We start from the raw sequence: 23,903 nt of genomic DNA, 5'->3' as shown, positions 1-23,903 counted from the left end.
GCCTCGCCGGCTGGCAGCCGCCGATGCATGCGCATCGGCAGCAGTTAGAGGAAAGGAAGTCAGCAAATGATCAGCACCAGCAGCAACCGCGAGCGTATCAACGGGACGCCCGAGTTCTACCGCGCAAGGGCTGTCGCATTCGCCCTGATCAGGGAACTCGAAGTCCAGGATGATCGGAACTTCCAGTTCGTATTGGTGGAGGCCCGTGACAGCCAAGTGGTCCGGGACATCCTTCAGGCGCAGGGGCGTCTGTCATTGCTGTCGCCTTGCTTTGACATAGAGGACGAAGAGGTCGAACAGGATGTTGACTTCGACATCCTGAGGGAACGTTACACGCGCCGCTTCTACAGCGAGGCGCACGGAGGGATCGTGACGGTTACGGTCTCCACCTGCTCCGACTGTGAAGGGTCGAGCTACGAACGCACGACGACGCTCAACGGGTTCCGTCATGACGTCGATGGGCCTGCCAGGACCGTCCGGAAGAACTACCACATCCCCGAGGAAAAGCACCTCAATGAGGACTACGTACAGCACTTCCTTTACGGCCTGTTGCGGGAAACGGTTGTGGACTACGCTGCCCTCAGTGCGCGTCTATCCCACACCGAGGCGCGCTACTATGGGTGGGATGATGGCGCGGAACTGGAAGCGGCTTAAGGAGGACGTGGGACCCGGAAAAAGGCATTTAGCGGACAGTTAGTTCCGATGAGAGAAGGCCCCCGTGTAAAGCGGGGGCCCTTTCCGTCCTGGGCGGTTACTTGGTGGGGGGCGTTGTCAGTTCCGTGGCATAGGTTGCCACCTGACCCAGCTCATACCTTGCCGATTCCTCGACCTCGTTGATCCTTCAGCTCGCGCCGCGAGAGCATACGTTGGTGAAGTCTCTGCCGTCCGATCTTGCCGAGGCGATCGTGACGGGCATGAACCCGACGAGGGCGCATGAACTGTTAGGGCAGTCTGTTGTCTTGAACTGCTTTCGGGACGTCGGCCGGGCGATCCTGACTGAGGTCGCTGGCGATGCGCCCGTGGCGACGCCCGGCATCCAGTTAGCGCTCGCCACGTGACAAGTGCTTGCGATGTGCAAAGGCCCTGGAATTCACCCAGGGCCTTCATCATTTGGGTCGATGGTGCGACGATGAGCCGTCACATTACGATGCGGGAACCTGCTTCACCAGGTCCTTCGCGGCATCAATGATTCGGCTCAATTGAGCATCGGTGATACCCAGCAGGCCCGCCGCCTCGAATGCCTTTCCAATCTCCGTCACGCGTCGTTCCTTGAGCTCCCGCCGCCGCACGGCAAGGTCAGCTTCCTGACGGTCGAGAGCCGCCAGTTCCTCAAGGACGGACGATGAGCTGGGACGTTTGCGCGGAGGAGCCATTGTGAAATCCTTCGTGTGATTGGATGGCGGAAGCTATCACCCGACAACGCTGAATTCCACTTCATTGCGGCTGTGTGGCGGTACTGTGGGCGGGGAGGGGCTCGCGGCGCCCCTCCCCTGCATCCCCATCCGCCGGTGGGTGAAATATCATCTCTCTGACTTCCGATGGTGTCGCGCATTCCGGTCAGCGTCAATGATGCACGGTACCCCCAAAATGCTGCGCATTTCGGCTCCCCCGTGCACCGCGCCATGGGCGCGGCGCCTGCGGCGTCATTGACCCTGTCCGGCCTGCATGAAGAGGGGGTTAAGTCATCAATACGATGGCAACGAACAACGGTGGAGACGACGATGACGACGGTTTTTGGGAGCAGCACGATTGAGCCGGGTGGATTCACGTTGGACGACGACGAGTGGCCCTGTGAATGCGGTTGCTGTGGTGGCACGGCGGTGATGCGGTCATGGGAAAGCTGCAACGGCGGGTCACTCAACCGGCATCGGGCCGTGCGTTGCGGATCTTGCGGGGCGTTCTACCGCGATGAGGACGACAGCGGGTTCTGATGGCGTGTCGCAAAGCCGGTAGGGGCGGGTAGCTGCTTCTGCCGGCTTTTCGCGTCAGAAGAGCCGGCCCCCGGCGGCGACCCTGGGGCCCCGGCCTTCGGCCACCCCGCGGCCCGCCCTGCCGGGCTCCCACGATGAAAGCTCTGCATCACGGTTGCTGCGAACGATGCCGGTCCACATACCCACAGGGCGACGCGGCCTCCCTATGGATATGTGGACGGCCAATGGTGTGCATGGCGTCGACGGTCTGCGCCAACGGGCGAGCGATCCGATCGACTGCGAAGATATCCACAGGACGTCCGGGCGGCGACTTCGTCACCGCCCGGACGGGATCTAGCCCGCCCGTACCTGCACGCGGAGAAGGCGTTCCGACGGGCTAGATCCCTGCGTCCTGTGGATATCTTCGCAGTCTATCCGAAGGTGCGATGGAGATCGCAGGCAACCGGCACCGTTCACACGGCTGACAGTTGTTACGGCTGGTATGGGGCAGGGTACGGCACCCTCCTTTGCTCCGTCGGTCGCCACTTTCCATCGTCAAGGTTTCCCTGGGGCGCCGGCTGCCCCATACCCTGCCTTCCTCACGCTGGGAAGCGGCCGGGAGCGGATAGGTGAGCGAATGAAACCATGAGAGGGATCAACCTACGGACATGGGGTTTTCTCACACCTGATGCAGCTCCGCTGCGTATAAAATGTTGTTTTTACGCAATAAAAACGCCATGCGTTGAATGGCGCTTTGCATGGCGACGTATTGCGTTTGATACAACCCGCAGAAATGCTAAAAGGTTCGGAATAATCGGTTGAGTTGGTGGGCGACATGTCGGACGGTATCCGGATATCTCGAACAATCAGAATGACAGATGACGAGTGGGCCGCAGCGGCTTCGAAGGCGAAATCCCTAGGCTATCGTGACACGTCAAGCTGGATACGCGACCTCGTCCAGTATGGAATAACGGGCGCATATCCCGCATCCGAGCAGAGGACAGGATCGTTCCCCACGAACCTCGCCGAGCGGCTGATGCTGAGGGCGGCTCTCCTGTCCTGGAAGGCACTGGAATCTGGTCTCAGCGAAGATCAAGCGGTCGCAATCCGCAAAGAGGTTGATGGTTTGATTAGACAGCAAAACCTGATCGGAAACGGGGGCGTCAATGGCTAAGAAGGAAGCTGCGGACAAGGCGAATGGCGTCAAGCACTTCATTCGTGGCGGTCAGGTTACACACCACTCGCTGGCCATGTTCTGGCAGGTCTGCAAGTTCCTAATTTTCATCAGCGTGTGGATCATCATTGGTGTCGGGATCTACCGGTTCATGGACAGAACAGACACCTATCAACGCAGCGTCGCTCGGTCCTATTTCTATGCCTACTTGCAGCATGATTGGTCAGGTAGCGCGGACGGAATGGTTGGCTTTGTCCGTCCCGACGGTTCGCGCGTGGACGTAACGGCCCGTGAGCTGCTGACACATCCGGGCGTGCGCGAGGTAGCCGGTCAAGTTAAAGGTGAATTGATTTCCGCATTCAAGGTAAGCGCCCTCATAGCGGCACTTCTCTGCTGCCTGGTTGCGATCTACTTCACTCTGCGCGGATCGTCCCTGGCTCGACGTCGGCACTTGCAAGGTAGCCTACTGGCGGCGTCACCGAGGGCCTTCATCAAGGCTATCAGGAAGCACAATCGCAGCTTCCCGAAGGAGCGCCGGACCCCCGTTGTTCACATCGGTGAACTACCGCTGACGATGGGCGACGAGACGAAGGGTATCGTCTTTATCGGGGCTGTTGGCGTGGGCAAGACGGTAGCGCTGAACCGCCTGCTTGAATGGATCCGGGCCAGTGGCGATCGGGCGGTCGTGTACGACAAGATGGGAACCTTCGTCGAAGCATTCTATGATCCAAAGAAGGATGTCATCCTCAATCCCTTCGACAATCGCTCTCCATCCTGGAACCTGTTTGATGACGTCCTCCTGCCCACAGACCTGATGTCCATTGCCACCGCCTATATGCCTGACAAATCACAAGGCGGCGATCCGCTCTGGATCCAGGGCGCCCGCATCCTTTTTGACAAGGTTGGCCAGCAGGTTCTGCGCACCAAGAACCCGTCCAACGAGACGCTTATCACTGGTCTTCTCAAGATGCCCATCGATCAGATGGCCAAGCTCCTGAAGGGGACTACGGCATCGTCATTGGTGGATGCGAAGGCACCGAAGCAAGCCCTTGGCTTTCGCGCTGTGCTGGCAACTTGGCTTGACCCGTTGGACCGATTACCGATGGATAGGGAACGGTTCAGTATCCGGCGCTGGCTTGAGGCAGATGAAGGTGGAGGTTTTCTGTTTCTCCCCTCCCGTGGCGACCTGCATGCCACGATGAGGCCGCTAATCACGGCCTGGTTGGAGATCATCGTCAACGGGCTGTTGACCCTGCCTTCCTCGTCCACGCGGCGCATCTGGATCATCACGGACGAGCTGCCAAGCCTACAGGAAATACCTTCTTATGAGGCACTGACAGCCGAGACACGGCAGAAGGGCGCCTGTCCCGTTGCCGGGATTCAGAACTTTCCGCAGATGGAGGCGATCTATGGCGAGAAGCGTGCGAAGGCGATTTCTGGCAACTGGCGCACGAGGTTCATCTTCTCCACTGGCGACGGAGAAGTAGCGAAGTGGTGCTCGGATCAGATTGGTGAAAGAACGGTGTTGGATTACCGTGAGACCGTGACTTATGGAGCGGTTGATTCCCGTGATTCCGTGGCGCTGAACGAACAGCGCGAGAAGGAGCTGCTGGCGCTCGCCTCAGACATTCAGGACCTACCCGACGGTCATTGTTACGTCCGCATGCCTCAAGGAATACCCGTCGGCAAGATCGTCATTCCGTACAAATCCTATCCCTCAGTTGCTCCCAGTTTCGTGCTGCGCCGTGACCTCTTCATGAGGGAATCACTTGTAGAGCGTATGGAGGACGATGAAGGAGAACGTGACAGTGGTGAGCAAGCGTTGCTGCCTAATATTGAGGCCCGTGAACATGGTGCTGGGGGTGACGTGCAGAAGGGCGAGGACCAGTTAGGTGAGGGAAAGCGTCCGGATTCAGGACCAGAGAAGCGACCTGACACGCAGGCCGTTCTCAATGACATGGACATTATCTGAGGCATCCAATGCTGTCAGTATCGACGCTCAGTTCCAGCGCCCAGGCGGCCAGCTACTATAAAGGTGCTAAGGCTGGCGACTACTACTCCAAGGGCCAGGGCAGCGCCGTCGATGCCGAGAGTGGCGGTCCCGATGGCGGGCCATCGTCAGCTGGCATTGGCGTAAGCGGTGGTGGCGGACCGGTGACCGGTGCAGAGCTGCGCGCGAGCACATGGTATGGTGCCGGTGCTGCCGCTGCGGGCCTGTCGGGACCGGTCGATCAGGACATGTTCCGCGCCGTGCTAGAGGGCCGGGTGCCCGGCGGCCCGCAGTTGGGCCGCACAGTGAAGGGTCCCGATGGCGCCATGGAGCGCCTGCATGTACCTGGCATCGACTTGACATTCAGTGCGCCAAAGTCGGTGTCGGTTCTGGCGTTGGTAAAAGGGGACCGGGCGGTTCTTGAAGCCCATGATGAGGCTGTCGCGTCGGCGCTGGCCTACCTGGAGAAGAATGTCCTGGAGACACGCAAATCGGTCGAGGGCGTCATGGAGGTCACGACCGGCCAGGACATGGTGGCTGCCCTGTTCCGGGAGGAGGCAAGCCGGAATCTGGAGCCGCAACTGCACACGCACGCCGTCGTTGCGAACATGGTCCGGGACGCGGATGGCAGCTGGAGAAGCCTGCATAATCCATCGATCTATTCAAACAAGATGCTGGTCGGCCAGATCTATCGATCGCATCTTGCGAAGTCGCTGACGGCCCTGGGATATGGGGTGGAGCGCACCAGCGACGATGGGCTGTTCGAGGTCGCCGGCGTGCCTAAGGAGCTGTGCGAGACATTCAGCACCAGGCGCCAGGAGATCAAGGCGCAGTTAAAGGCATGGGGACGGGCTGATGCCACGGCGGCTGCGAATGCCGCTGTTGCGACACGCCGGGCAAAACAGTCTGTCGGACCGGATCGGCTCATGGAGGCTTGGCAGATCATCACCAAGAAGCTGGGCTACGAACTGGATCAGCTTGGCCGGACGCAAGACCGGGGAGCGGAGACGGTGGCCACCGTCACGCCCATTCCAACAATAGACACAAAGGCGCCAACCCTCCTGTCGAAAGTGACGGCAGCGATGACGGCTCTGGTTGCCCGCTGGCGTGCCGCCCTGGGTGCATCGGCTGAGCTATCCACATCTGACCCGCTTGCTCTCGCCGCCGGCATCCGGCGCGACACGGCAATGGATGCGGTGCTTTACGGATTGGCGGATCTTAGCGAACGCAGCAGCGTGTTCAGCCTGAGCAACCTAAAGGCGGCTGTCCTCAGCTCTGGGCTGGGGAAATTCTCGTTGCATGACATAGACCAAGCCGTTGCCACCCTCACGGAGAAGAACGTCATCTTGCCGGCCGTTCATCCCGAGATGGCCAAGGCCGGAATGGTAACGACCGGAGCGGCGCTGGAGACGGAGCAGGAGACCTTGCGACTCATAGACGAGGGCAGGGGAGCGGTATTGCCGCTGGCTTCGTCCGAAGGCTCCAGCTCGATCCTGGATAACGCGGGTATCTCTGGGGAAGCTCGAACCGCTGCCCTGGTGATCACGGGCAGCAGAGATCGGTTCGTCGGGCTGCAAGGGTGGGCGGGCACCGGCAAGACCACGCTCTTCCAGGCTGTGCAGGCAGTCGCAGATGGGCACGGCAAGCAGGTCCTGGCGCTGGCACCGCAGACGTCCATGGTCCGGCGCCTCGAAGAGGACGGCTTCGACGCCCGCACGGTTGCGAGCTTCCTGACTAAATTCGGAGGGGTCGTTCGGGGGCGCTATACCGAAGCTGGCCTCAGGGAAATGCGGGCGCGGATGAAGGACGTCGTTCTGCTGGTGGATGAGGCGGGGCGGCTATCGACGGCGCAGATGCGAGACCTAAACCGCGTGGCGACAGCGTTGCAGATTCCGCGTGTCGTTTACGCCGGCGATATCAGGCAGCTCGGTGCCATTGAAGCAGGTGCGCCGTTCGAGCAGGCACAGGACGCCGGCATGACCACGGCCACCTTGACGGATATCCGGCGACAACAGACGCCTGAGACCCGCGACGCTGTTTACGCGTCCATTGATGGCAACGTGGCGCGTGCCTTCCGGCTTCTGGGAGAGGGTCGCATCGTCGAGGCAAAGGCTGACGTGACCGGTTTGAATGGTGCAGCGGTCGGTGCCGCAGTCCGCAATGCTGTTGCAAACGCCACTGTTGCGAGCTGGGCCGATCTGCCACCCGAAGAAAGAGCCACCTCCGTCGTAATCGCGCCATCAAATACCACGCGGAGCGCCGTCACGTCGGGGATGCGCGATGTACTGAAGCAGGAGGGCCAACTTCATGGCGCGGAGCGCACGATCGGCGTGCTGGCCAACACCAACACCACGAAGGTGCGGACCCGTGTCGCCGGCAACTATGCCGCCGGCCAGGTCGTGCGCTTCACGCGTCCAATCCGAAGCCTGGGCATCGCGGCCGGCGACCATCTGGAGGTGCTGCGGGTTGATGCGCCGACAAATCAGGTCCAGCTCCAGACGAAGGACGGTAATGCCGTCAGTTGGGATCCGGACGGGCGGGAGGTCCGTCGGGGCGAAGCAGTGCAGATCTTCGAGCGGCGCGAGCTTGCCCTTATGGCAGGGGACAAGATCCGTTGGACGGTCAAGGATGCCGGCCGGAAGATCGATGGCGGTGCTACGGGCAATGTCGAGCAGATCGATGATAGGATGGCCACCGTCCGCCTTCAGGACGGCCGGCTGGTGTCCCTGGACCATTCTGCCGGCGAGTTGCGGCATATCGATCACGACCATGTCCAGACGACGTTCCGGGCACAGGGGCTGACAGCGGGTCGCGCGATCATTGCGATCAACAGCCGTGAACGCTTCCTCAACTCGATCCGGAGCTTCTATGTCAACCTTTCACGCGCGCGCATGGACGTTCGCCTGGTCGTTGACGACCGACATGCGGCCATAAGGTCCATCCTTGCCAACACGGGCGACAAGGCCACCGCCTCGGCAAGCCAGCAGCGTCAGGAGGCGCCCGAGGTTCCGCGGTCGTCATTGCCGCCGGCGCTGGAATATGCCATCGCCCATTTGGCGGAACGCGAAGCGGTATTCAGCCGCGGCGATGTGCTGAAAGCGGCAATGCAAGCTGGCTTTGGCAGCCATAATGTCGATGAAATCGAACAAGCAGTGGTGGTTGCGGAGAAGGAGGGGACACTGATCCCTGCCGGCAACCCCCATGGCTCGGACAAGGGGCGGAGCAACGAACGCTACTTCACCACTCCGGAAGCCCTTGTCGCGGAAAAGGCGGCAGTGGATCACATCCGGCGGGGCAAGGGCGCCATCGCGCCACTGCTGGACCAGGCGGAACGGACTGATCTCATCGCCCAACACCCGCTCAACGCCGAACAGTCTGAAGTCGCCAACTTCCTGTTGGCCACGCCCGACAGGTTTGTGGCTGTGCAGGGGCTCGCCGGCGTCGGGAAGACGACAATGACCCGGGCGGTAGTCGCCGGTATCAGGCTGGCGGGAAGCCATGTGCTGGGGCTGGCGCCATCCACCGCTGCGGTCAAGGAATTGTCGGACGGTGCAGGCATTGATGCGGCAACGCTGCAATCGTTCCTGCAGGAGTTTGGCTACGTTGCCAGGGGGGAGGCGTCGCCGGCACAGTTGGAGGGCCTGAGGGATGAGTTCGGGCGGACGGTCATCATCGTGGATGAGGGCTCCATGGAGTCCAATCGTCAAGTGGCCGACCTGGTGCGGATCGTCGAAGCGGTCGGAGCGCGATCGATCACCTTGGGCGACGTGAAGCAGCTGCGGAGCGTGGAGGCGGGCAGGCCTTTCGACATCATGCAGCGATCCGGGATGGCCACGGTCTATATGACGGACATCCAGCGCCAGACGGAGGAGGATCTGCGGAGCGGCGTTTATGCGGCTTCCGAAGGGAAGGTGGCCCTTGCGCTGGCCAAAGTCGGGACGGACAACATCATCCAGGTCGGCACCGAGGGAGAGCCAGCGTCCCGATTGAGCATTGCCAGCCGGATCGCCGCCGACTGGCTGGACCTGCCCCAGGCGGATCGAGCGGTGGGCAAGGTCATGATCGTGGCGCCGGCGCGCTTCACGCGCGACGCAATCAACCACGAGATTCACCAGGGGCTTACGGCGAAAGGTGAGATTGGCGCTCAGCAGGCCACCGTGATGGCGTTCAGGAACAAGTCGTTCACTCGGGCACAATCTACCTTGGCGTCGAACTATAAGGTCGGCGATGTGGTTCGCTTCGTAAGCGGACTGGGCGGTTCCGCCATCCGCAAGGATGAATACCTAACCGTCGTTCGTGTCAACCAGGCGGCCGGGACGGTCAGCCTGCGGCATGGCGACCGGGTGATCGATTGGAAGCCGGGCGACGCCAATCACCGCGCCAAGGTGGCCGTATACGAGGTGGTGCAGCGGCAGATCGGAGCCGGTGAACGGATTCGATGGACCAACAACGACAAGGTCGCCGGCACCGTCAACGGCCGGCGTGCAGACGTGGTCGAAGTCGATGGCCGAACCGTCCACATCCGCTTTGACGATGGCCGGATCGGGCAGTTCGACGTCAACGACGCGGCGCTGCGCCACATGGACTACGATTATGCGCGCACGGTCTACGCATCGCAGGGAGCGACGACAACCGCGGTCTGGGGAGCACTGGCGGCCGCGGACAACAAGCTCGCCAACCAGCAATCGTTCTATGTCGTGATGTCGCGGGCCCGCATTCAGGCAAAGCTCTATGTCGATGACCTCAAGGGGCTCACCAAGCTGCTGGAGGCGCAAACCGGTGTAGCCAGCTCAGCGTTGATGGGCGTTGGCCACCCACTCGCTCGGGAGAATGATATTCTGGATCGGTGGATCGGAGGAATGGCGGGTCCTCAGGCTGGCCTCGGGCGGACCCCGCCAATGCAGGGGCCGCAGGCGGGGCCCACGGCGGCGCCGGTTCCGCATGGCGCGGGTGCCACCCCAACCAGCACCCCACCGCATTATCATGACGTCGAGCTCAGCTTGTGATGGGCCTGAAGCAGCTGAAAGGATTCTGGGTGAGCAGTATGGCTATTCTGCTGCTGTTGCCCTCGCTGTCGGCCGCCAGGGACCTCGCTGGTCGGCCCAGGGTGCTGGACGGTGACACGGTGGTCCTGGAAGGCACCAAGGTGAGGCTCCATGACATCGATGCGCCGGAGCGTGAGCAGTGGTGTCTCAGCCCGACGTCCGCATGGTATCCCTGCGGCGAGCACGCAGCCCGAGCCTTGTCCCAGGCAATTGGAACCGGTGACATCCGATGTCAGAGCCGTGGCACTGACCGGTACGGTCGTATCTTGGGGGTCTGCAATACAGCCGGGGGCCTGAATCTGAATTCGTGGCTGGTGCGCGCCGGATATGCGGTCTCCTATAACGGGCATACCGGCTCCTACCTCTGGGAAGAAGCAGAGGCGCGGGCAGCCGGCAGGGGGCTATGGTCGGGAACCTTCGAGTTGCCTGCCGATTTCAGGCGGCGCAAGCGGGATGCTCGGCATGGGCCGTGACCTGCTGCCCAGGCCGGCTATCGCGGCCTGGCCTAAGCCGTGTCAGTCAAACGTTGCCGATGGGTGTCGAACTCACCTGCCACGCGACGAAGATGCTCCGCGAGACCGAACGGCGCAACGATGAATCAGTGGGTACTATGCAATCAGAAATTACACAAAGCTCGTCCGCAGGAACAGGCTCGCGGCGCCCACACCGCCGCCAAGTCGCCCGGCCTGTCGTCGCATGAACGGTCGAGCAGCGGCCCAAATCATTCGGCATGGCCGACAGGCCCATAACGCGGTTGGCTTTTCCGATCACCGGGGCGGGGATGATAACTCGCCCCGGTGATCGCGCAGCTTGTTGCAGGCTACATAACTTGGTCCGGTCCTGAAACCTCCGTGTCCTCAAGGTCACCATCATCCGTCGTGTCACCACTGTCAGCGGACTCCATAGCCCCTTCTCCGGCGTCGGTCGGTGGAATGCTGATGTCGTCGTTTTCGTCGGTCGCTTTCTCGTCCTTAGCAAGGACCAAGAGCTCCTTAAGCCGATCAGCCGCCCTTGCGCTAACCTTCTTGGAATTGTCGACTATGGCAGGGTCGATATACTTCGCCCAGGCCTCCAGACCCTTCATTACGCTTCTCTGGGCTTCTTTGCACCCAGGGTACTTTTCAGCGCCCTGATTTCCTGAGACCTTAGTCAGAAAAGCCCCACTCTTGTTAAGTGCATAGAGGTGGAAGTACCACCACAGCACCAGGAGCGAGCAGATGCGAGCGACGGCCGCCTCAGACCAGGTGATTGTATGATTGGCATGGCTCAAGCCAATGCCGGCCCAAACCGGCGCACCATCGTGCTTCGCCTTCACCTTCAAGAGTCCGCGGTCGGATAGGGTGTTCAGGAAGCTTACCCAGGCCTCGCTAAACGTGCGGTGCGTGTAGCGAGGCGTTACGTCATAGTGCTGAAAAGCGATCTTCGTTGCACGGAACAGCGCTTTCTGGAAAACCGCGTAAAAAGCCCAATCGTCGCCCTTCATCTTCGCCAGCTCCTGGAGGGGCTGATCGATTTTCTTCGGAGCGTCCTCACCCCATTCTTCTCGTTTGCTCTTTTGCGCCTTCACCGGGAGTACGATGTATGAAGCGATGTCACCGTCGATGCCACCCCTCTTCTCGACCTCAGTGATGAAGTCGGCGTAGGGCTTGAACTTAGTGAACACGTCGAGGAACAACTGCCGCCAGATCTTGGAGAAGCTGTCGGCGCAGGCCCGGATATAAGGGGCGGTGGGATTGGGGAAGGGTGTCTCGAAGCCCTCCTTGAGGTGGTGCTCCTCGACATATGACATAAGTGGCGGAAGGCCGTACTTGGCCTCGTGCGCTTGGATATGCTTGCTTACGTCGAGGGCGGCTTCGATTGACGACACGAATTTTCGGACGGAATCGCCATCAAGGGGATCCTTTGGCCGCTTCAGGTCCAAGACGTCCTTGATGACGGCGTAGAGGAGCTCGACCGTGGTGATGAACGGCCCGGTCTTCTCACCAACGTTGAACTTGGCGCTCTCGTTGTTCTGCCAATGGATCAGGCCGAGTGGCAGTCGGCCATCTTCGACGACGCCAACACGTGTGCCGATGAGCTCGCGCAGGCACTTGGCCTCGATATCCTGGTCAGACAGAAGTATCTGCCGGGCCCGGGCCACGGTCTTGGAGTGCATGTTGAGGTCGATGAAAATCTCACGGACGACCGTGAGGATGGGGTTCTCCCCGTCCGCTACTTGGCCCGGCGCAAGGTTGAAGCCGGCCCGCGGGTCAAGGATGAGGAACATCACCGAAAGCTGGCTCTCCATAGCCTTGGATGAAAGGCCCCCTTCCAGAACCAGGGTCTTCAACGCCGCAAGCCGATGCTGGCCGTCAATAGTGGCGGCGAAAACGCGATGGGGATCCCAACGGAGGGCGCCACCGGGGCCCGAAGTGTCGCGGATCAGCTGGACACGTCCGATGTCGGCGGTCCTCCATTCCGGCTCATTTGCCCAGTCCAACGGGATGGGCCCCTTATCGATGGCCCCATAGTCTCCGGCGAGCATGCCGTTCTCATCAAGCGGGAGGAGCGCGACAGTAAGTGTACTGAAGAACTTTAGTTTGTTCGGCCGTTTCAGATAGCCCTTTACTAGGTCTTCTTTGACACGCTCCCAATCGATCTCACGCTGGAATAGCTCCTCCAGCCGCCACTTAGCGCGCAGGTCGGAGGGCAGATTCTCTACTAAGTCCAGCTGCTTGACTACCTCGCCGATGGGCATCATGGCCTGGAAGAAGGGTATCTCGCTTCCAGCCAGGTTAATAGTCCCGCACAGGATCGGGCGGGCCTCGGTGTAGTGGGGCCGGTCTGATCCCGGCTTCTTGAACGCGGGGCTCGTCATAAGGCTTTCTCCTGTTCCTACCCAATCCGACCGACAAACCCCGGCCGGATCAGCCGGGTGACGATTTCCTCAATAAGGGTCAGTGTTTGCTCGTCTTTGTAAAGGTCGCTGTCCGGCATCAGCCTATACGCCAGCGTACAATTCTCGATCTGGATATCAGCAGACCGCAACCGTGTTGCCAACCCTGAACCCGGGGCCAAGTGATCCTTGATCCGGCGCCGAAGCCCACCGGTCTGCCCGACGTAAAGAGGAGCGCGTAGCGGGACGGCCGAAGCGATGACATCCACCAGGAAAACTCTGAAGGCTTCCGACTGCGCATGTTCCTCCAAACGTTCCCGCTTGTACTCGGAAAGGTCCGACTGATTGTCCAGACGAACTTGGTGTAGGGACCCTAATGTCTTAGTATGGCTTGGCGAGGACCTGTGTTGGACGACGTCCAAGACCGAACTCACAAATGTCTCCGGAGACAAGTTGGAAATAACCGGCACGGGGGCGAAGAACGCATATATGGCTGGACTCTCGGGTAGACGCTGGCATGCGGTTAGGGCACCGCCCCGGATACTTGAGAAGTCGATCCGCTTGAAAGCTTCCATTCTTGAACCGCAGCAGATTAGTTAATGGCGTAAGCGCTTGGAGGCTCAGACCACAAAGTGCTATCCGAGCGGCGCCGATAATGAACTAACGATAGCCAATTTGAAATAGCGTTTCCAAGCCAACCTGCGCGGTTCACTTGTGGCAGGCGATGCACATCTTCGCGCTACCGTACACCTCGTCCATGTCCATCGCGTCACCATCTACCCGGAGCGGGTTGCGGGGCCGCCGTTCGTTCATCCTTGCGACCCGCTTTGCATGATCCTCGCGGATCTGTGCAATCCGCTCGGGGGTCGCCAACTGCTCTAGGCTCTCTCCTTGGCTCCAGGTGAAGGGCGACCCATGCTCGACGGCACTTTTCTCAAGTTGTCGCGCCTCTTCAAAAGCGTCCGGGTGCAACTCCAAGAGCCGCACCCATTCAATCTTTTGCTGATAGAAACAGAAGGTGCAGCCACTGCGGGATCGCCAAGAATAGTAGGCTGGTAGACCCACGCCAGAGGCCTGAAGGAGTTCGATCACACCCTCCTTGTCGATGCTGTGCTCACGCAACGGCAGCTTCACTGATAGGTTCGGATGCGTGGACGTGTAACCTTCTCGGTAATCCTCGTCGGCGCGGATGGCGATGTAGCTGACCACCTTGACCCCCTCATCGAGGTCACCTCGTAGCCAAGCCTCCATTGGCCGCAGCTTCAGTTGGCGTGTGCACCAGCGCGTGTTGGGCGACGGGAGGAAATACTTGTACTGCTTGAGCCAGAAATCGAACTGACGATCAGGGTTGAGGTAAGTGATCGGCTTGCCCAAGAAGCCCTCAAGCTGGTCGAGGAACGGTCGGACCTCCGGTAGCTCCTTACCAGTGTCGGTGAAGAAATACTCGATATCCAGCTCTGGGTAGTTCTGGCGCATAAATACCGCCAATGCAGCGCTGTCGCGGCCACCGGAGAGCCCCAGGACATGGCGAGTCCGCGTCATCAATGGGTCCTCCGAGAACGGGGCGACACGTGCTCGGGCCTAGGGCCTGGGAACACTGTCGATTCACCGTCTTCCAAGCCCTCCTCCGCCAGCTTCGCGCCTAGGAGGGCCACTGCGGCCAATGCCATGTCCCGGCTGACACGGGCTTCCCCAATGATCCCCCTAAGCTGCTCCACAAGTCTTCCCAGTTCTGGTTTCTCTCGGACAGAGATGTCGAAGTCCGGGGCTATCGGCGACGGGCGGTCCGGGTCACTGATGAAGATGGCCATTGAGAGGCGGCCGTCACTCCGACCCTTCACATGCGCCAAGCCTTCTGCCTTGATGAACTGCTGCGCCAATAGGGCTATCTCGACCATTGCGTTGTCGATGTCGCGATCAACCCAATCACGGGATGATTTGCTGGCCGCGAGGCTCGCAATGCCCTCTATGTCCACGGGCTCGCCAGAATAGCCTGCCAATCGCGTCGCGAAAGCGTCGAAGCGCAGGTTCCCATTTAGGTTGCGCACTGCCTCCGCCCTCGCCCTCAATTCGGCCAGGCTCTCCGGGCTTCGCTCTCGGATCCGCAACTCGCGCAGCATCGTTGTTTCGAGATCGGAGAGCATCTTGCTATAAGCACCGACCAACTCTGCCAGTCCGGCCCGTATAGCTGTGACCAAGCCGTCTGCATCACTTGCTGCGGCCTCTCTGTCTTGAAACAGGGCGGGAATGTCATCCAGCAGCAGTTTGTTCGGGTCGCTTGCCAGCTTTGCCAAGTTACGCACTTTGAGGGCGACCGGGGAGAGCCGGGTGGTCCTAAGCACCCAAGGCTGCAGGTTCATCACGACGCTGACCAAGCCTTTTGCCACATCAAACGTTGAGGGCTGGGTCTGCCCTGTGTCCAAGCCGCCAAGTTCAACCACCAAATCGGCCACGCCGGACAGGAACCGCGCATGAAATGCGGTCGTTTCCGTCCACCGAAGCCGGACGCTTGAGGATTCTTGGGCTAGTCGATCCACCAAGAGGTTCGAAAGCCGGGGCTGGAAGATGCCATCCAAGTACACGGCTAGACGCTCAGCCCTGGACAGGTAGTAGGCAATCCCGATTACCGGCAGCAAACCGTCACGGATGCCGAAGGGGGGCGCGCGCCAGACGTTGAACAGCTGTTCCAAATCCAGGCCGGCAGGCCCCGCCTTCTTGAAGAGTTCGTCAGCTCTCTTCCAAAGGGGCAGTAGGTTGGCCTCGTCTCGGCTCACTTCCCCAGGCGCCACAAAGCGCCATTGGCTTTCGCGGCTGGGGTCGGGCACATGAAGCCCCGTCCTCAGCAGCAATGACGCATACATGCCAGCAGGGGCCGGCCACTGGTCGAAGCCCAACCGTTCCCTGGACCAATTCTGGATCATAGCTCGTAGCAGGTCTTTCTGCGCGGCGACAGCGTTGCTAGACGGCCTAATGCGGTTCAGCAGCTCGTTGTGTAGGCTCGGGCACTGGTGGTAGCGACCGTTGGCGAGCTCGGACGCGATCACGCTCAGCGACCGTGCGCCGCAGCCTGCCCGGGTCTCTAGCCTCACGTCAGCCCTTTCCTGGTGCCAACCCCACTCCGCGTCGGCGAAGGCGCGGCGTAATAGGTCTTCGACCTCAGCGGCAGCCCGGGTAATCCTGGCATTGACCTCGCGTCTCGCTACCGCGTCGCCGCTCAGTTCGGCGCTGTTGGAGCGAACGGCCTCCAGTGCCATCAGTTCGCCAACAGCCTCGCGGATACTGGAGCTGTATCGGGTCCAGCCCACAGCAACCGGCCATGCGCCAGTCGCCTCGGCGGCTTTCCGCCAAGCCTTCTTTACCGTCTGCTCGGCTTCCGCCTTCATACCGATAAGCAGCAGGAAAAGGCCGCTGGCGCCTCCCTTAGGCTTGTACGTGCGCACGGCTTCGACCGCGTCCGACACGGCTGCCAAGTCAACATCGAACCATCTCAGCGCACCCGTCTTGTGGTGGTGCGCCTTCGCCAGAATGGGCTGGAGCATGGCAAGGGAACGGAGACGTCCAAGGTCGACGCCATTCATATGGCTGCGGGCTTTTGCCACCGCAGCGTCGATGTCGAAGTCGCTACCGGCGAAGATGGCGAAGGCGTCGGCATGGCGCCGGTAGATCAGGACAGACCAGGTTCTCAAGTCGTCAAGTACCGCCTCCAAGCGCGCAGTCATGATGTGAGGTAGCGTATGCCCAATCACCTCTAAGCTCGGTGACAGGCCGGAACGTTCCTTGAACAGATCGATCATGGCAACCGCTTTTACGACCGCCAAGTGGTCAGTATCTCCGCCTTTCGCCTCGCAGCGTTCTACCGCTTCGACGGCGAGGGACCATCGGTGGCCGTCCAAGGACGCCAGGATCGAGGGTTCCAAGTTTGCCCTCAAGTAATCCCAGAACTGGATAACCCCATAGGGCTCTGCGCCATCCGCCGATGTGGTCTTCAGGTACTCCTGGAAACCGAAGGGTTCGCCGGAGTTCAGGAAGCCGAACACGGACCGCTGGTTCTGGCCGAAGCTGCGCCGGGAAAGCGGCCCAAGAAGACACGCGACCACCGGGTGGAGGGGCCAACACTGATTGAGGCGCTCGCCAAAGGCAGCTGCTGTGCCAGGCCGGTTGCCGCGGACGGCAGCGGCTATAGCCTCGGCATGGATGACGTTGCCTACTGGCCGGGCACCGCCTTGGATCGCCCGGGCGATCAACTCGACCTGCTCCTCGCCGGCGACATTGATGGGGATGTCAGCAAACCGCCCCTGGATTTTTAGCCACTCCTCACGGGATCCACCTGAGAGGCGGCTAGCATAGTCGTCAAATGCTTGGTGCAGAACGCCCACTACCAACAGGCGCCCGCCGCTCCCGGAGGCAGCCTCAGCCAAACGCTGAAAAAAGTAGACGTCCCCACCGGCCGCGGCATGCTCCAGAAACTTGCCCATCTCATCGATGATAACCAACAAGCCCGAACCCGGTGCGTAGTCGGCGGCGCTCAGGAGCTGGGTTATGACATTGTCGGCCTTTCCGGTGCGCCGCCGCCGCGTCCATTTAGCCCCCTCCAGGGCTTCTGCAAGAACGGTCTCCGGATCCTCGCGTCGACCGACCACGGGAAGGACGCGCCAGCCATCCTTCCCAATGCCGAGCCTAGTCGCGACTTCAGCGGCCACCTCAACACCCAACGCGGACCGGGCAGCGTCACGGAGCGTGCCTGGGCCACCGACGAAAGCTCCCAAGACGACAGCGAGGCTAGATTTGCCGCAGCCATAAGGACCAGTCCAGGTGAAGGCGCCCTGGCCCGCTTGCACCTGGGCAGCCATGTTAACGAGCGCGGCGCTGGCAGAGGGTGGGCAAACGAACCCCTCCATGGCGGACAATGTAATGTCCGCGTCGACACGGATGGAGCGCTGGAAACGCCGGCTGATCACGACGGAGTCGGCAAGCGGCTTCATGCTGCATCTCGCTGCGCTGTGCGGTCGTAAAGCCGGGCCAAATACTCCATAGGATCTAGTTGCTCCAGATTCTTCGCGGCATAGACCTGTCGCATGCCGGTCGACTCGTCCCACCGCAGCACGCCGTCGGTGAGATCGGCCAGCCTAACCAATCGGTCCACCACAGACTCCTCGTCTAGAAGGAAGACACGGCCCGGCGACCCCGGCTCGTGGGTGACTGCCTCCACCGTGAACTCCCGGCGCGTCGGGTACAGTTCGGTCCAGAACCGCACCAAGCCATAAAGGAATATCTCGTCTGGCAGGCTCATCTTTGGGCCCCGCCTGAACTGGAAGCCCGGTACACCCTCAACGCACTGAAGGAGGCCAAGCTCGGACAGCGGACTCTCAAGGTTGTCCTCCTGCCCAACTTTTGAGTTTTCCTGGCGAGCTGCGTAGGTACGCACGAAGCACTCGATGTCACGCTTTAGTGTCATCTCGGTCAGGCGTGATTCGTTCAGGCGGCCCACCTCACGCAGTTCCCCGAGCCGCCGCAACAGTCGGTGCAGGAGCAACTCGCGCGTGAATGTCGGCTCATAGAGTTCGTTAAACGCCCAGTACCAAGTCGTCGTCCGATTTGGTGTAGATGCGAGGTGCCAGTGGATAAGCCATAGGGACGCGGGATCATCCAAGAAGGGATCCCCACCCTTCTCGAAGATCATACGACCCAAGTCAGTCGGCTCCAGGAGGCCGGCGTCGTCGTCACCTTGCGACAAGATGTTGGCTGCATGCGCCCAATAGCGCATCGACGCGACCATATTCTTGCCAACCCCGAAGTAGGCGATAGCTGAGTCGTCAGTGAATATTGTTCTTGTATCAGTATTGCCACTCAAGCGGGCTAAACAAACAGCGTCGTAAGACTTTTTGAGCCAGCCATATCTCAACGGAAAAGTTTCGTGGCCAGCGAACTGTAGCTTGAATCGCGGATCGATCAGGAGACTGTTTACCATTACACCCGGCCCTACTGGGAACTCCACCCAGTTGAGTGTAGGCGCTAGTTCGGCTAAGGTCAATCGGGACTGGTGGGGTCCCCCAGTGGGAAGACATCCATCTTGGTCAATACCGTCATGTAGGACAACATCTATGGCCCTGAAAGGCGCTAAATCCCTAGGGATATACATGGACTATCAAGGGAGCACCCCAGAGGATCCGAGGGTGAGTGCCGCGATGGTCCCTTTCCAAAGCCTTCGCTATGGCAACCCTCATGCCTCCAATCACGCCTATGGGTGGGATGCCGATGCCGCCATAGCCGATGCGAGGTTGCGAATCGCGCTCGCCATCGGCGGGGAACCTGACGAGATCATCTTCACTTCTGGCGCCACGGAGGCCAACAACTTGGCCGTGATCGGCGCGGCCCGGGCAGCACCACTACACCGTCGGCGCGTCCTAGTCAGCGCCATAGAGCACAAGTGTGTGTTGGGTGCCGCGCGATCACTAGAGAGGGAGGGGTTCACGGTCGAGACCGTTCCGGTGGACGCAGATGGCTTTGTTCATCCGGCTGACGTGGCTGCCCGGATAGACGAGCGCACCGCGCTTGTCTCAATCATGGCGGTGAACAATGAGGTTGGGACAATTCAGCCAATCGCGGAGATCGCGGCCATAGTCCATGCGGCAGGCGCTATCTTCCACTCTGACGCCGCGCAAGCGCTTCCCGTGATCCCGATTGACGTGGCTGCAATGCATGTAGACCTCCTGAGCCTGTCAGGGCACAAGGCTTATGGGCCTAAAGGGATCGGCGCTCTCTACGTCGGCCGCCATGTAACACCACGACCTCGCCCGCTTTTCCATGGCGGAGGACAAGAAGGCGGCCTTCGTCCCGGGACACTTCCAACTCCTCTCTGCGTTGGTTTCGGCGAGGCTTGTGAAATTGTCCGTGCCGAACGGAATTTTGAAGTGGAGGGTATTGCAAAGCTGCGGCGGGAGCTGCTCCGGCGATTGCAGGCGGCGGTGCCGAGTGTGGAAGTGAATGGGCAGTCTGGCCATCCCGGCAACCTGAACCTCAGGTTTCCTGAGATTGATGCTTCCGTGTTGCTGAACGACCTTCAGCCCTCGCTCGCCGTCTCCACAGGCTCTGCGTGCACCTCTGGAATTCCTGAGCCGTCACACGTCCTGCGCGCGATGGGGAAGACCGCGGAGGAAGCGGAGCAATCTATTCGGCTCAGCATCGGCCGATATACCACTTGGGCAGATGTGGAGCGCGCAGCTGACCTGATCTCCGAGGCCGTACACCGTCTTAGGGAAATCTGAACCGGGTCACGACCCCCTTCATTCGTTGCAGCCGCGGAGAGCGGACATGCAGATGCAATGAGGTGTTCAGTTCCATGGACTAATCGTAAGGGTATTACCCTGTCATTTTGCCCAACGAGAGCATAGGTTTGAGCATATGTTGTCATGCTAGACGGCAATCCACGCATGGGGGATCGAATGGTTCGCGAAACTAGTACATTGCTTACAAGTTGCATCGATACGATCCCTGATTATGAGCGTTCCAGATATGAAGACGCTTATGGCGAGACACTGGGGATGCTGCGCCGCGCTGGGGAGGTAACAGATTACGGGTGTATATATATTTTGGAGCGCCGTGGTGATAGTAATTATTACAAGGCGGGGTTAACCTCCATAAAGAACCTTAGACCTCGGATGCAAAATTTACAAACCGGTGATCCATTGCCCCAGAGAGTCCGAATACTATGCATATTTCCCGATCGCGAGGCAGCCAATCTGGTCGAAACTGCGCTGAAGAATGATTATCAGAGCCGCGGCTTCCATAGCGATGGCGGGACGGAGTGGTATTGTGTGGAGCCCGATCAAATTGTCAGCGACGTTCGCCGCTTAACAGGTGAATTAGTGTGTCAGGACATTAAGACAAAAGCTAGCGACGGAAAAGTCGCTGCTTTACATGGCAATTTTTCTACATTTTTCGGTTGCGCTATACTCAAGATTACTGAAAATGGACTATTGCCATACGATCAACAAGAGCTCTTATCAAAGCGCCAAGTAGCGAACAAGCAGTGGACCGAGATAGTAATGGCTGCCCAGAACCCGAATCTGCGGCGCTTTGCTCTTCGTGCCTCTATTTCGCTCCATTTTGGGAAATATAGAGACGAGGATGAGATATTCGATGCGATCGATCGGGTTTACAAGAGGTTTAAGCTTGAAGTCCAAGCCATACAGGTCAATTTATCACCATAAATTTAGATCGTGCTAGTGCATTTTCCATTTATCCGTAGCGGTTGGGTTACGGACGTTGGCTTTCGGTCATCCTGGCGTAGTTGACATGTCTACACTGTGTTCTGGATGGTTCGAACTTACGGTGACAGGGAGGTGAAGCGGCTCTTCCGGCGTTCAGATGGTTGCCTTCACAACAAACCCTGCCGGTCAGCCTCAGACCATACGAACGGTGACAGCTTTTTCAGGTGATCTGAGTCCTTGTGGCGTAGATACTCCGCGAAGTGACGCTGCCGCATTTTATTGTGAGCGGGGCTGGCAAGTTTCAGACGCTTGATGGTGTTCCGTGCACGTGCCTTCTCGTCCTTACTGAGGCATGGCCCGGGGGTGATCTCGCCGCTGACCAGATTCAAGACGAACATGCCCGCTGACAGCCCGACCGGATCAAGTACATCGTCATACTTGTTCTTGTTGCGATTAGGTCCAAGGCAGGAAAGGCGAAAGTTGGACCACTCGTATGCATACCGAGGGGTCTGAGACTTAGCGATAAAATGATCAGTAGAGCCTGCACCCGTCACAAACTCGAAAAAGATAGCAAGGTAAGCGCAAGTACCATCATATGCGTTCCACAAATCCTCGTTCAACAGCGACCAGTAGGTCGGTAGCTTCGTCTTTGGGGGTAAGGGTCCGTCTAAAGGAATATTATTGGCTCTGAGCCAATCATTGCCAGGCTGTCGTACCTTCGCTTCAAAATCGGCTGGCTCGGGTTTCAGGGTGACAGGAATCATTTCAGCCACCCCTTGCGCCCAAGGACATAACGCCAGTTGAACAGGAAATCATCCGTCGGAGGCAATGCTTCGACCAATCGGTCATTCATAGCCTTTATCTTCTTAGGACTCGGCTTCTCGGCTTCCAAGAGAGAGGCTGCCTCCTTGACCAGGTCTTCATACTCGATAGGCCGGCTGCTGCGCAGATCGAAGGCTTCGCTCAGCAACCACCGAGCCGCATCTCCCTGCTTCTCAAACGGTCGCCGCGATAAGACTACCCTTTGGCGCTCCAGGTCCAAATCCCACCAAGCATCCAGATCCTTATTGAACTGTGGTTCCGACGATGCCATGACCAAGGGGGAGTGGGTGGCGGCAATTAGCTGCAACGTCGTATCGTCTCGACCTACTAGAGTCTCGGCTACTGCCAGCAGCGCTGGGATGATTCGTCGCTGCCAGTGTGGGTGCAGATGGGCCTCTACCTCGTCCATGAGCAACACCATTTGCTTGGTAGGCTCTTCCTTCAGAAACTTTGCTGCTAGACAATGCTCGTGCCAAGCCCAAACCAGAACATAGGCCAGCGACAGGATGCGCCGGATACCGGCGGAGGCGAACAGCACAGGTACATCCTGCCCATAGGGCATTCGGATGGTCGGGATATCGCGTGCATCATCAAGGCTGATACGAGTTAATTGCCCGGGAGCCAACTTTTCGTTTTCCGACGCCGAAAGCGCGGCTAGAACCGTGGTGAGTGATGTGAAAGCGCTGCTGTTAGCTTCCTTCTGCCAGCTTGCCCAGTCCAATACCAACCCCAGGCATAGGTGCTTGCCCCCTTTGTCGGTAAGACCATCCCATACTTCGGTCGGGCTGAACACATAGGCGGGCACGCGATCTTGCACATCGACGTCACCTTGGGTACGCCAGTAGTTGCGGGCCGGGTCCCATACTGCGAAGCTGCCGTCCGACATGGCATAGAACACCAAGCCGGGATTGGCAGGGCGGCCAGGCCGCCCCTTCCAGACCTCCTCGCGCGGTTGGTACTCGCTCGTGTATTGTTCCTTCTTCACCTTGCCTGTAAAAGAGAATCCGATGCTAGCGGGTTCGTTTCCGGCTGGAAGCGGGCGGCGACCTGAGGTCAGACGGTCATTGACCTCCCATGGCCAGCGCCGTGTCATCGACCACCAAGCGATGTCGAGCAGGAAGCTCTTGCCCAGGCCGTTGTCGCCGGTGATGAGATTCAGCCGGGGGGCGAGGTCCATCTCCAGCCTCGGCACCGGCCCCACATTGTTCAAGCTCAGGTGTGTTAGCATGGGCCAGGCTCCATTTAATGATGGTCGTTGACGCAGGTGGCTTTTTGATAACTTTTTTCTCAAAAGGCGTTGTGCATTCTTGATGCGGTTCTTGTTGGACCGGCTAGCCATGAGGATCGTTTTCTTTACTCATGGACTTGGCCTTAGTAGCCTCATCGCGTGGCACTCAAGGCATTTTGCGGGATTAGCTAAGCGGAACTTACTGATGGTTCCAACCCATCGTCAATCATAAGAATGGTGGCCAGCCAGCAGCAGCACGTCTTACTCTAGACTACAAGCCCAGCCTGCGGCTGGGTCCGGGGCGGATCGAACGTGGTCCGGCGACGACCGGTCCCAGCGCGCTTGCGTCGCGGAGGCGCCGCGCGCCGGACCTCGGCCGCGTAGGCTGACCATCGACGACACTACGGATATCAATGTCCACGACGTGCCTGGATGTGCCAAAATCCCAACGTCGTTTACGTCCCTTACAGAGCCAAAGCCGCTCCGGGTATTTCCATAATAGTTGTTATTGCTCAAATTTGAGCTATCAAAAATTGCCGACCAGCTTTCCACCTGCGCGAGCTTGGTCGAACCCTTCACGCACCACGGATAGCTTTTAATTGGAAGCTCTCGTCACCGCGTCGGCAAATCTACGGATGTTTTTTTCGAT

Annotated in this window: 16 protein-coding genes; 8 read left to right on the top strand and 8 right to left on the bottom strand. The window is 59.5% G+C overall.

Annotated elements, in window-relative coordinates:
* Nucleotides 1-66 precede the first annotated feature (66 nt).
* Nucleotides 67-654, top strand: coding sequence for a hypothetical protein (locus tag Q0072_RS16460; protein WP_298332385.1), 588 nt, complete (start codon nt 67-69; stop codon nt 652-654).
* Between the two features lie 212 nt (nt 655-866).
* The gene (locus Q0072_RS16455) at nt 867-1,058 is read left to right on the top strand and encodes a hypothetical protein (protein ID WP_298332383.1); all 192 of its coding nucleotides are present in this window, start codon (nt 867-869) and stop codon (nt 1,056-1,058) included.
* An 84-nt stretch (nt 1,059-1,142) separates the two neighbouring features.
* Here the strand turns inward: Q0072_RS16455 and Q0072_RS16450 are convergent, their stop codons facing one another.
* Nucleotides 1,143-1,373 (bottom strand): hypothetical protein, encoded by a 231-nt coding sequence (locus tag Q0072_RS16450; protein ID WP_298332380.1) that lies wholly within the window; start codon nt 1,371-1,373, stop codon nt 1,143-1,145.
* 1,372 nt (nt 1,374-2,745) lie between these two features.
* Here Q0072_RS16450 and Q0072_RS16445 point away from each other — a divergent pair.
* The 4 genes from Q0072_RS16445 to Q0072_RS16430 are packed head-to-tail and all read left to right on the top strand — an operon-like array spanning nt 2,746 to nt 10,592.
* Nucleotides 2,746-3,084: a hypothetical protein gene (locus Q0072_RS16445; protein WP_298332377.1), complete on the top strand. Its 339-nt coding sequence runs from the start codon at nt 2,746-2,748 to the stop codon at nt 3,082-3,084.
* On the top strand, nt 3,077-5,056 hold the full coding sequence (locus tag Q0072_RS16440) for a type IV secretion system DNA-binding domain-containing protein (RefSeq protein WP_298332374.1): 1,980 nt from the start codon (nt 3,077-3,079) through the stop codon (nt 5,054-5,056). The genes Q0072_RS16445 and Q0072_RS16440 overlap by 8 nt, the downstream gene beginning before the upstream one ends.
* A gap of 8 nt (nt 5,057-5,064) precedes the next feature.
* Entirely contained in the window at nt 5,065-10,080 is a 5,016-nt protein-coding gene (gene mobF, locus Q0072_RS16435; RefSeq protein WP_298332372.1) for a MobF family relaxase, read from the top strand.
* A gap of 38 nt (nt 10,081-10,118) precedes the next feature.
* Entirely contained in the window at nt 10,119-10,592 is a 474-nt protein-coding gene (locus tag Q0072_RS16430; RefSeq protein WP_298332369.1) for a thermonuclease family protein, read from the top strand.
* 347 nt (nt 10,593-10,939) lie between these two features.
* On the opposite strand, the gene Q0072_RS16425 is transcribed toward Q0072_RS16430, so the two are convergent.
* The 5 genes from Q0072_RS16425 to Q0072_RS16405 form a co-directional block, all read right to left on the bottom strand.
* Complete coding sequence (locus Q0072_RS16425; RefSeq protein ID WP_298332365.1) at nt 10,940-12,976, bottom strand: DNA sulfur modification protein DndB; 2,037 nt, start codon at nt 12,974-12,976, stop codon at nt 10,940-10,942.
* Between the two features lie 17 nt (nt 12,977-12,993).
* The gene (locus Q0072_RS16420; protein ID WP_298332362.1) at nt 12,994-13,305 is read right to left on the bottom strand and encodes a GIY-YIG nuclease family protein; all 312 of its coding nucleotides are present in this window, start codon (nt 13,303-13,305) and stop codon (nt 12,994-12,996) included.
* 397 nt (nt 13,306-13,702) lie between these two features.
* Nucleotides 13,703-14,536: a phosphoadenosine phosphosulfate reductase family protein gene (locus Q0072_RS16415; RefSeq protein ID WP_298332358.1), complete on the bottom strand. Its 834-nt coding sequence runs from the start codon at nt 14,534-14,536 to the stop codon at nt 13,703-13,705.
* Nucleotides 14,536-17,976 carry a hypothetical protein gene (locus Q0072_RS16410; protein WP_298332353.1) on the bottom strand — a complete coding sequence of 1,147 codons (3,441 nt, stop codon included), beginning with the start codon at nt 17,974-17,976 and terminating at the stop codon, nt 14,536-14,538. Before Q0072_RS16410 ends, Q0072_RS16415 begins: the two co-directional genes overlap by 1 nt.
* Nucleotides 17,973-18,962, bottom strand: a complete 990-nt coding sequence (locus Q0072_RS16405) for a DUF4007 family protein (RefSeq protein ID WP_298332350.1) — start codon at nt 18,960-18,962, stop codon at nt 17,973-17,975. Before Q0072_RS16405 ends, Q0072_RS16410 begins: the two co-directional genes overlap by 4 nt.
* A gap of 133 nt (nt 18,963-19,095) precedes the next feature.
* On the opposite strand from Q0072_RS16405, the gene Q0072_RS16400 reads away from it, so the two are divergent.
* Nucleotides 19,096-20,259: a cysteine desulfurase family protein gene (locus tag Q0072_RS16400; protein ID WP_298332347.1), complete on the top strand. Its 1,164-nt coding sequence runs from the start codon at nt 19,096-19,098 to the stop codon at nt 20,257-20,259.
* Between the two features lie 177 nt (nt 20,260-20,436).
* Nucleotides 20,437-21,204: a GIY-YIG nuclease family protein gene (locus Q0072_RS16395; RefSeq protein WP_298332342.1), complete on the top strand. Its 768-nt coding sequence runs from the start codon at nt 20,437-20,439 to the stop codon at nt 21,202-21,204.
* 167 nt (nt 21,205-21,371) lie between these two features.
* Here Q0072_RS16395 and Q0072_RS16390 read toward each other — a convergent pair whose 3' ends face one another.
* Together Q0072_RS16390 and Q0072_RS16385 are read right to left on the bottom strand one after the other, a co-directional pair.
* Nucleotides 21,372-21,968 carry a hypothetical protein gene (locus Q0072_RS16390; protein WP_298332339.1) on the bottom strand — a complete coding sequence of 199 codons (597 nt, stop codon included), beginning with the start codon at nt 21,966-21,968 and terminating at the stop codon, nt 21,372-21,374.
* Complete coding sequence (locus Q0072_RS16385) at nt 21,965-23,365, bottom strand: AAA family ATPase (RefSeq protein WP_298332336.1); 1,401 nt, start codon at nt 23,363-23,365, stop codon at nt 21,965-21,967. Before Q0072_RS16385 ends, Q0072_RS16390 begins: the two co-directional genes overlap by 4 nt.
* Nucleotides 23,366-23,903 lie beyond the last annotated feature (538 nt).

The sequence above is a fragment of the Asticcacaulis sp. genome (assembly GCF_027484505.1).
Taxonomy (GTDB): domain Bacteria; phylum Pseudomonadota; class Alphaproteobacteria; order Caulobacterales; family Caulobacteraceae; genus Asticcacaulis.
The sequence above is the reverse complement of the archived record's forward strand: the minus strand, read 5'-3'. Positions and strand labels throughout refer to the sequence as shown.

Coding starts and splice junctions, on each gene's coding strand:
- Q0072_RS16395 (WP_298332342.1), top strand. CDS start 20,437: ATGGTTCGCGAAACTAGTACATTGCTTACAAGTTGCATCGATACGATC.
- Q0072_RS16425 (WP_298332365.1), bottom strand. CDS start 12,976: ATGACGAGCCCCGCGTTCAAGAAGCCGGGATCAGACCGGCCCCACTAC.
- Q0072_RS16410 (WP_298332353.1), bottom strand. CDS start 17,976: ATGAAGCCGCTTGCCGACTCCGTCGTGATCAGCCGGCGTTTCCAGCGC.
- Q0072_RS16390 (WP_298332339.1), bottom strand. CDS start 21,968: ATGATTCCTGTCACCCTGAAACCCGAGCCAGCCGATTTTGAAGCGAAG.
- Q0072_RS16440 (WP_298332374.1), top strand. CDS start 3,077: ATGGCTAAGAAGGAAGCTGCGGACAAGGCGAATGGCGTCAAGCACTTC.
- Q0072_RS16430 (WP_298332369.1), top strand. CDS start 10,119: ATGGCTATTCTGCTGCTGTTGCCCTCGCTGTCGGCCGCCAGGGACCTC.
- Q0072_RS16405 (WP_298332350.1), bottom strand. CDS start 18,962: ATGGTAAACAGTCTCCTGATCGATCCGCGATTCAAGCTACAGTTCGCT.
- Q0072_RS16450 (WP_298332380.1), bottom strand. CDS start 1,373: ATGGCTCCTCCGCGCAAACGTCCCAGCTCATCGTCCGTCCTTGAGGAA.
- Q0072_RS16400 (WP_298332347.1), top strand. CDS start 19,096: ATGGCCCTGAAAGGCGCTAAATCCCTAGGGATATACATGGACTATCAA.
- Q0072_RS16415 (WP_298332358.1), bottom strand. CDS start 14,536: ATGACGCGGACTCGCCATGTCCTGGGGCTCTCCGGTGGCCGCGACAGC.
- mobF (WP_298332372.1), top strand. CDS start 5,065: ATGCTGTCAGTATCGACGCTCAGTTCCAGCGCCCAGGCGGCCAGCTAC.
- Q0072_RS16460 (WP_298332385.1), top strand. CDS start 67: ATGATCAGCACCAGCAGCAACCGCGAGCGTATCAACGGGACGCCCGAG.
- Q0072_RS16445 (WP_298332377.1), top strand. CDS start 2,746: ATGTCGGACGGTATCCGGATATCTCGAACAATCAGAATGACAGATGAC.
- Q0072_RS16385 (WP_298332336.1), bottom strand. CDS start 23,365: ATGGCTAGCCGGTCCAACAAGAACCGCATCAAGAATGCACAACGCCTT.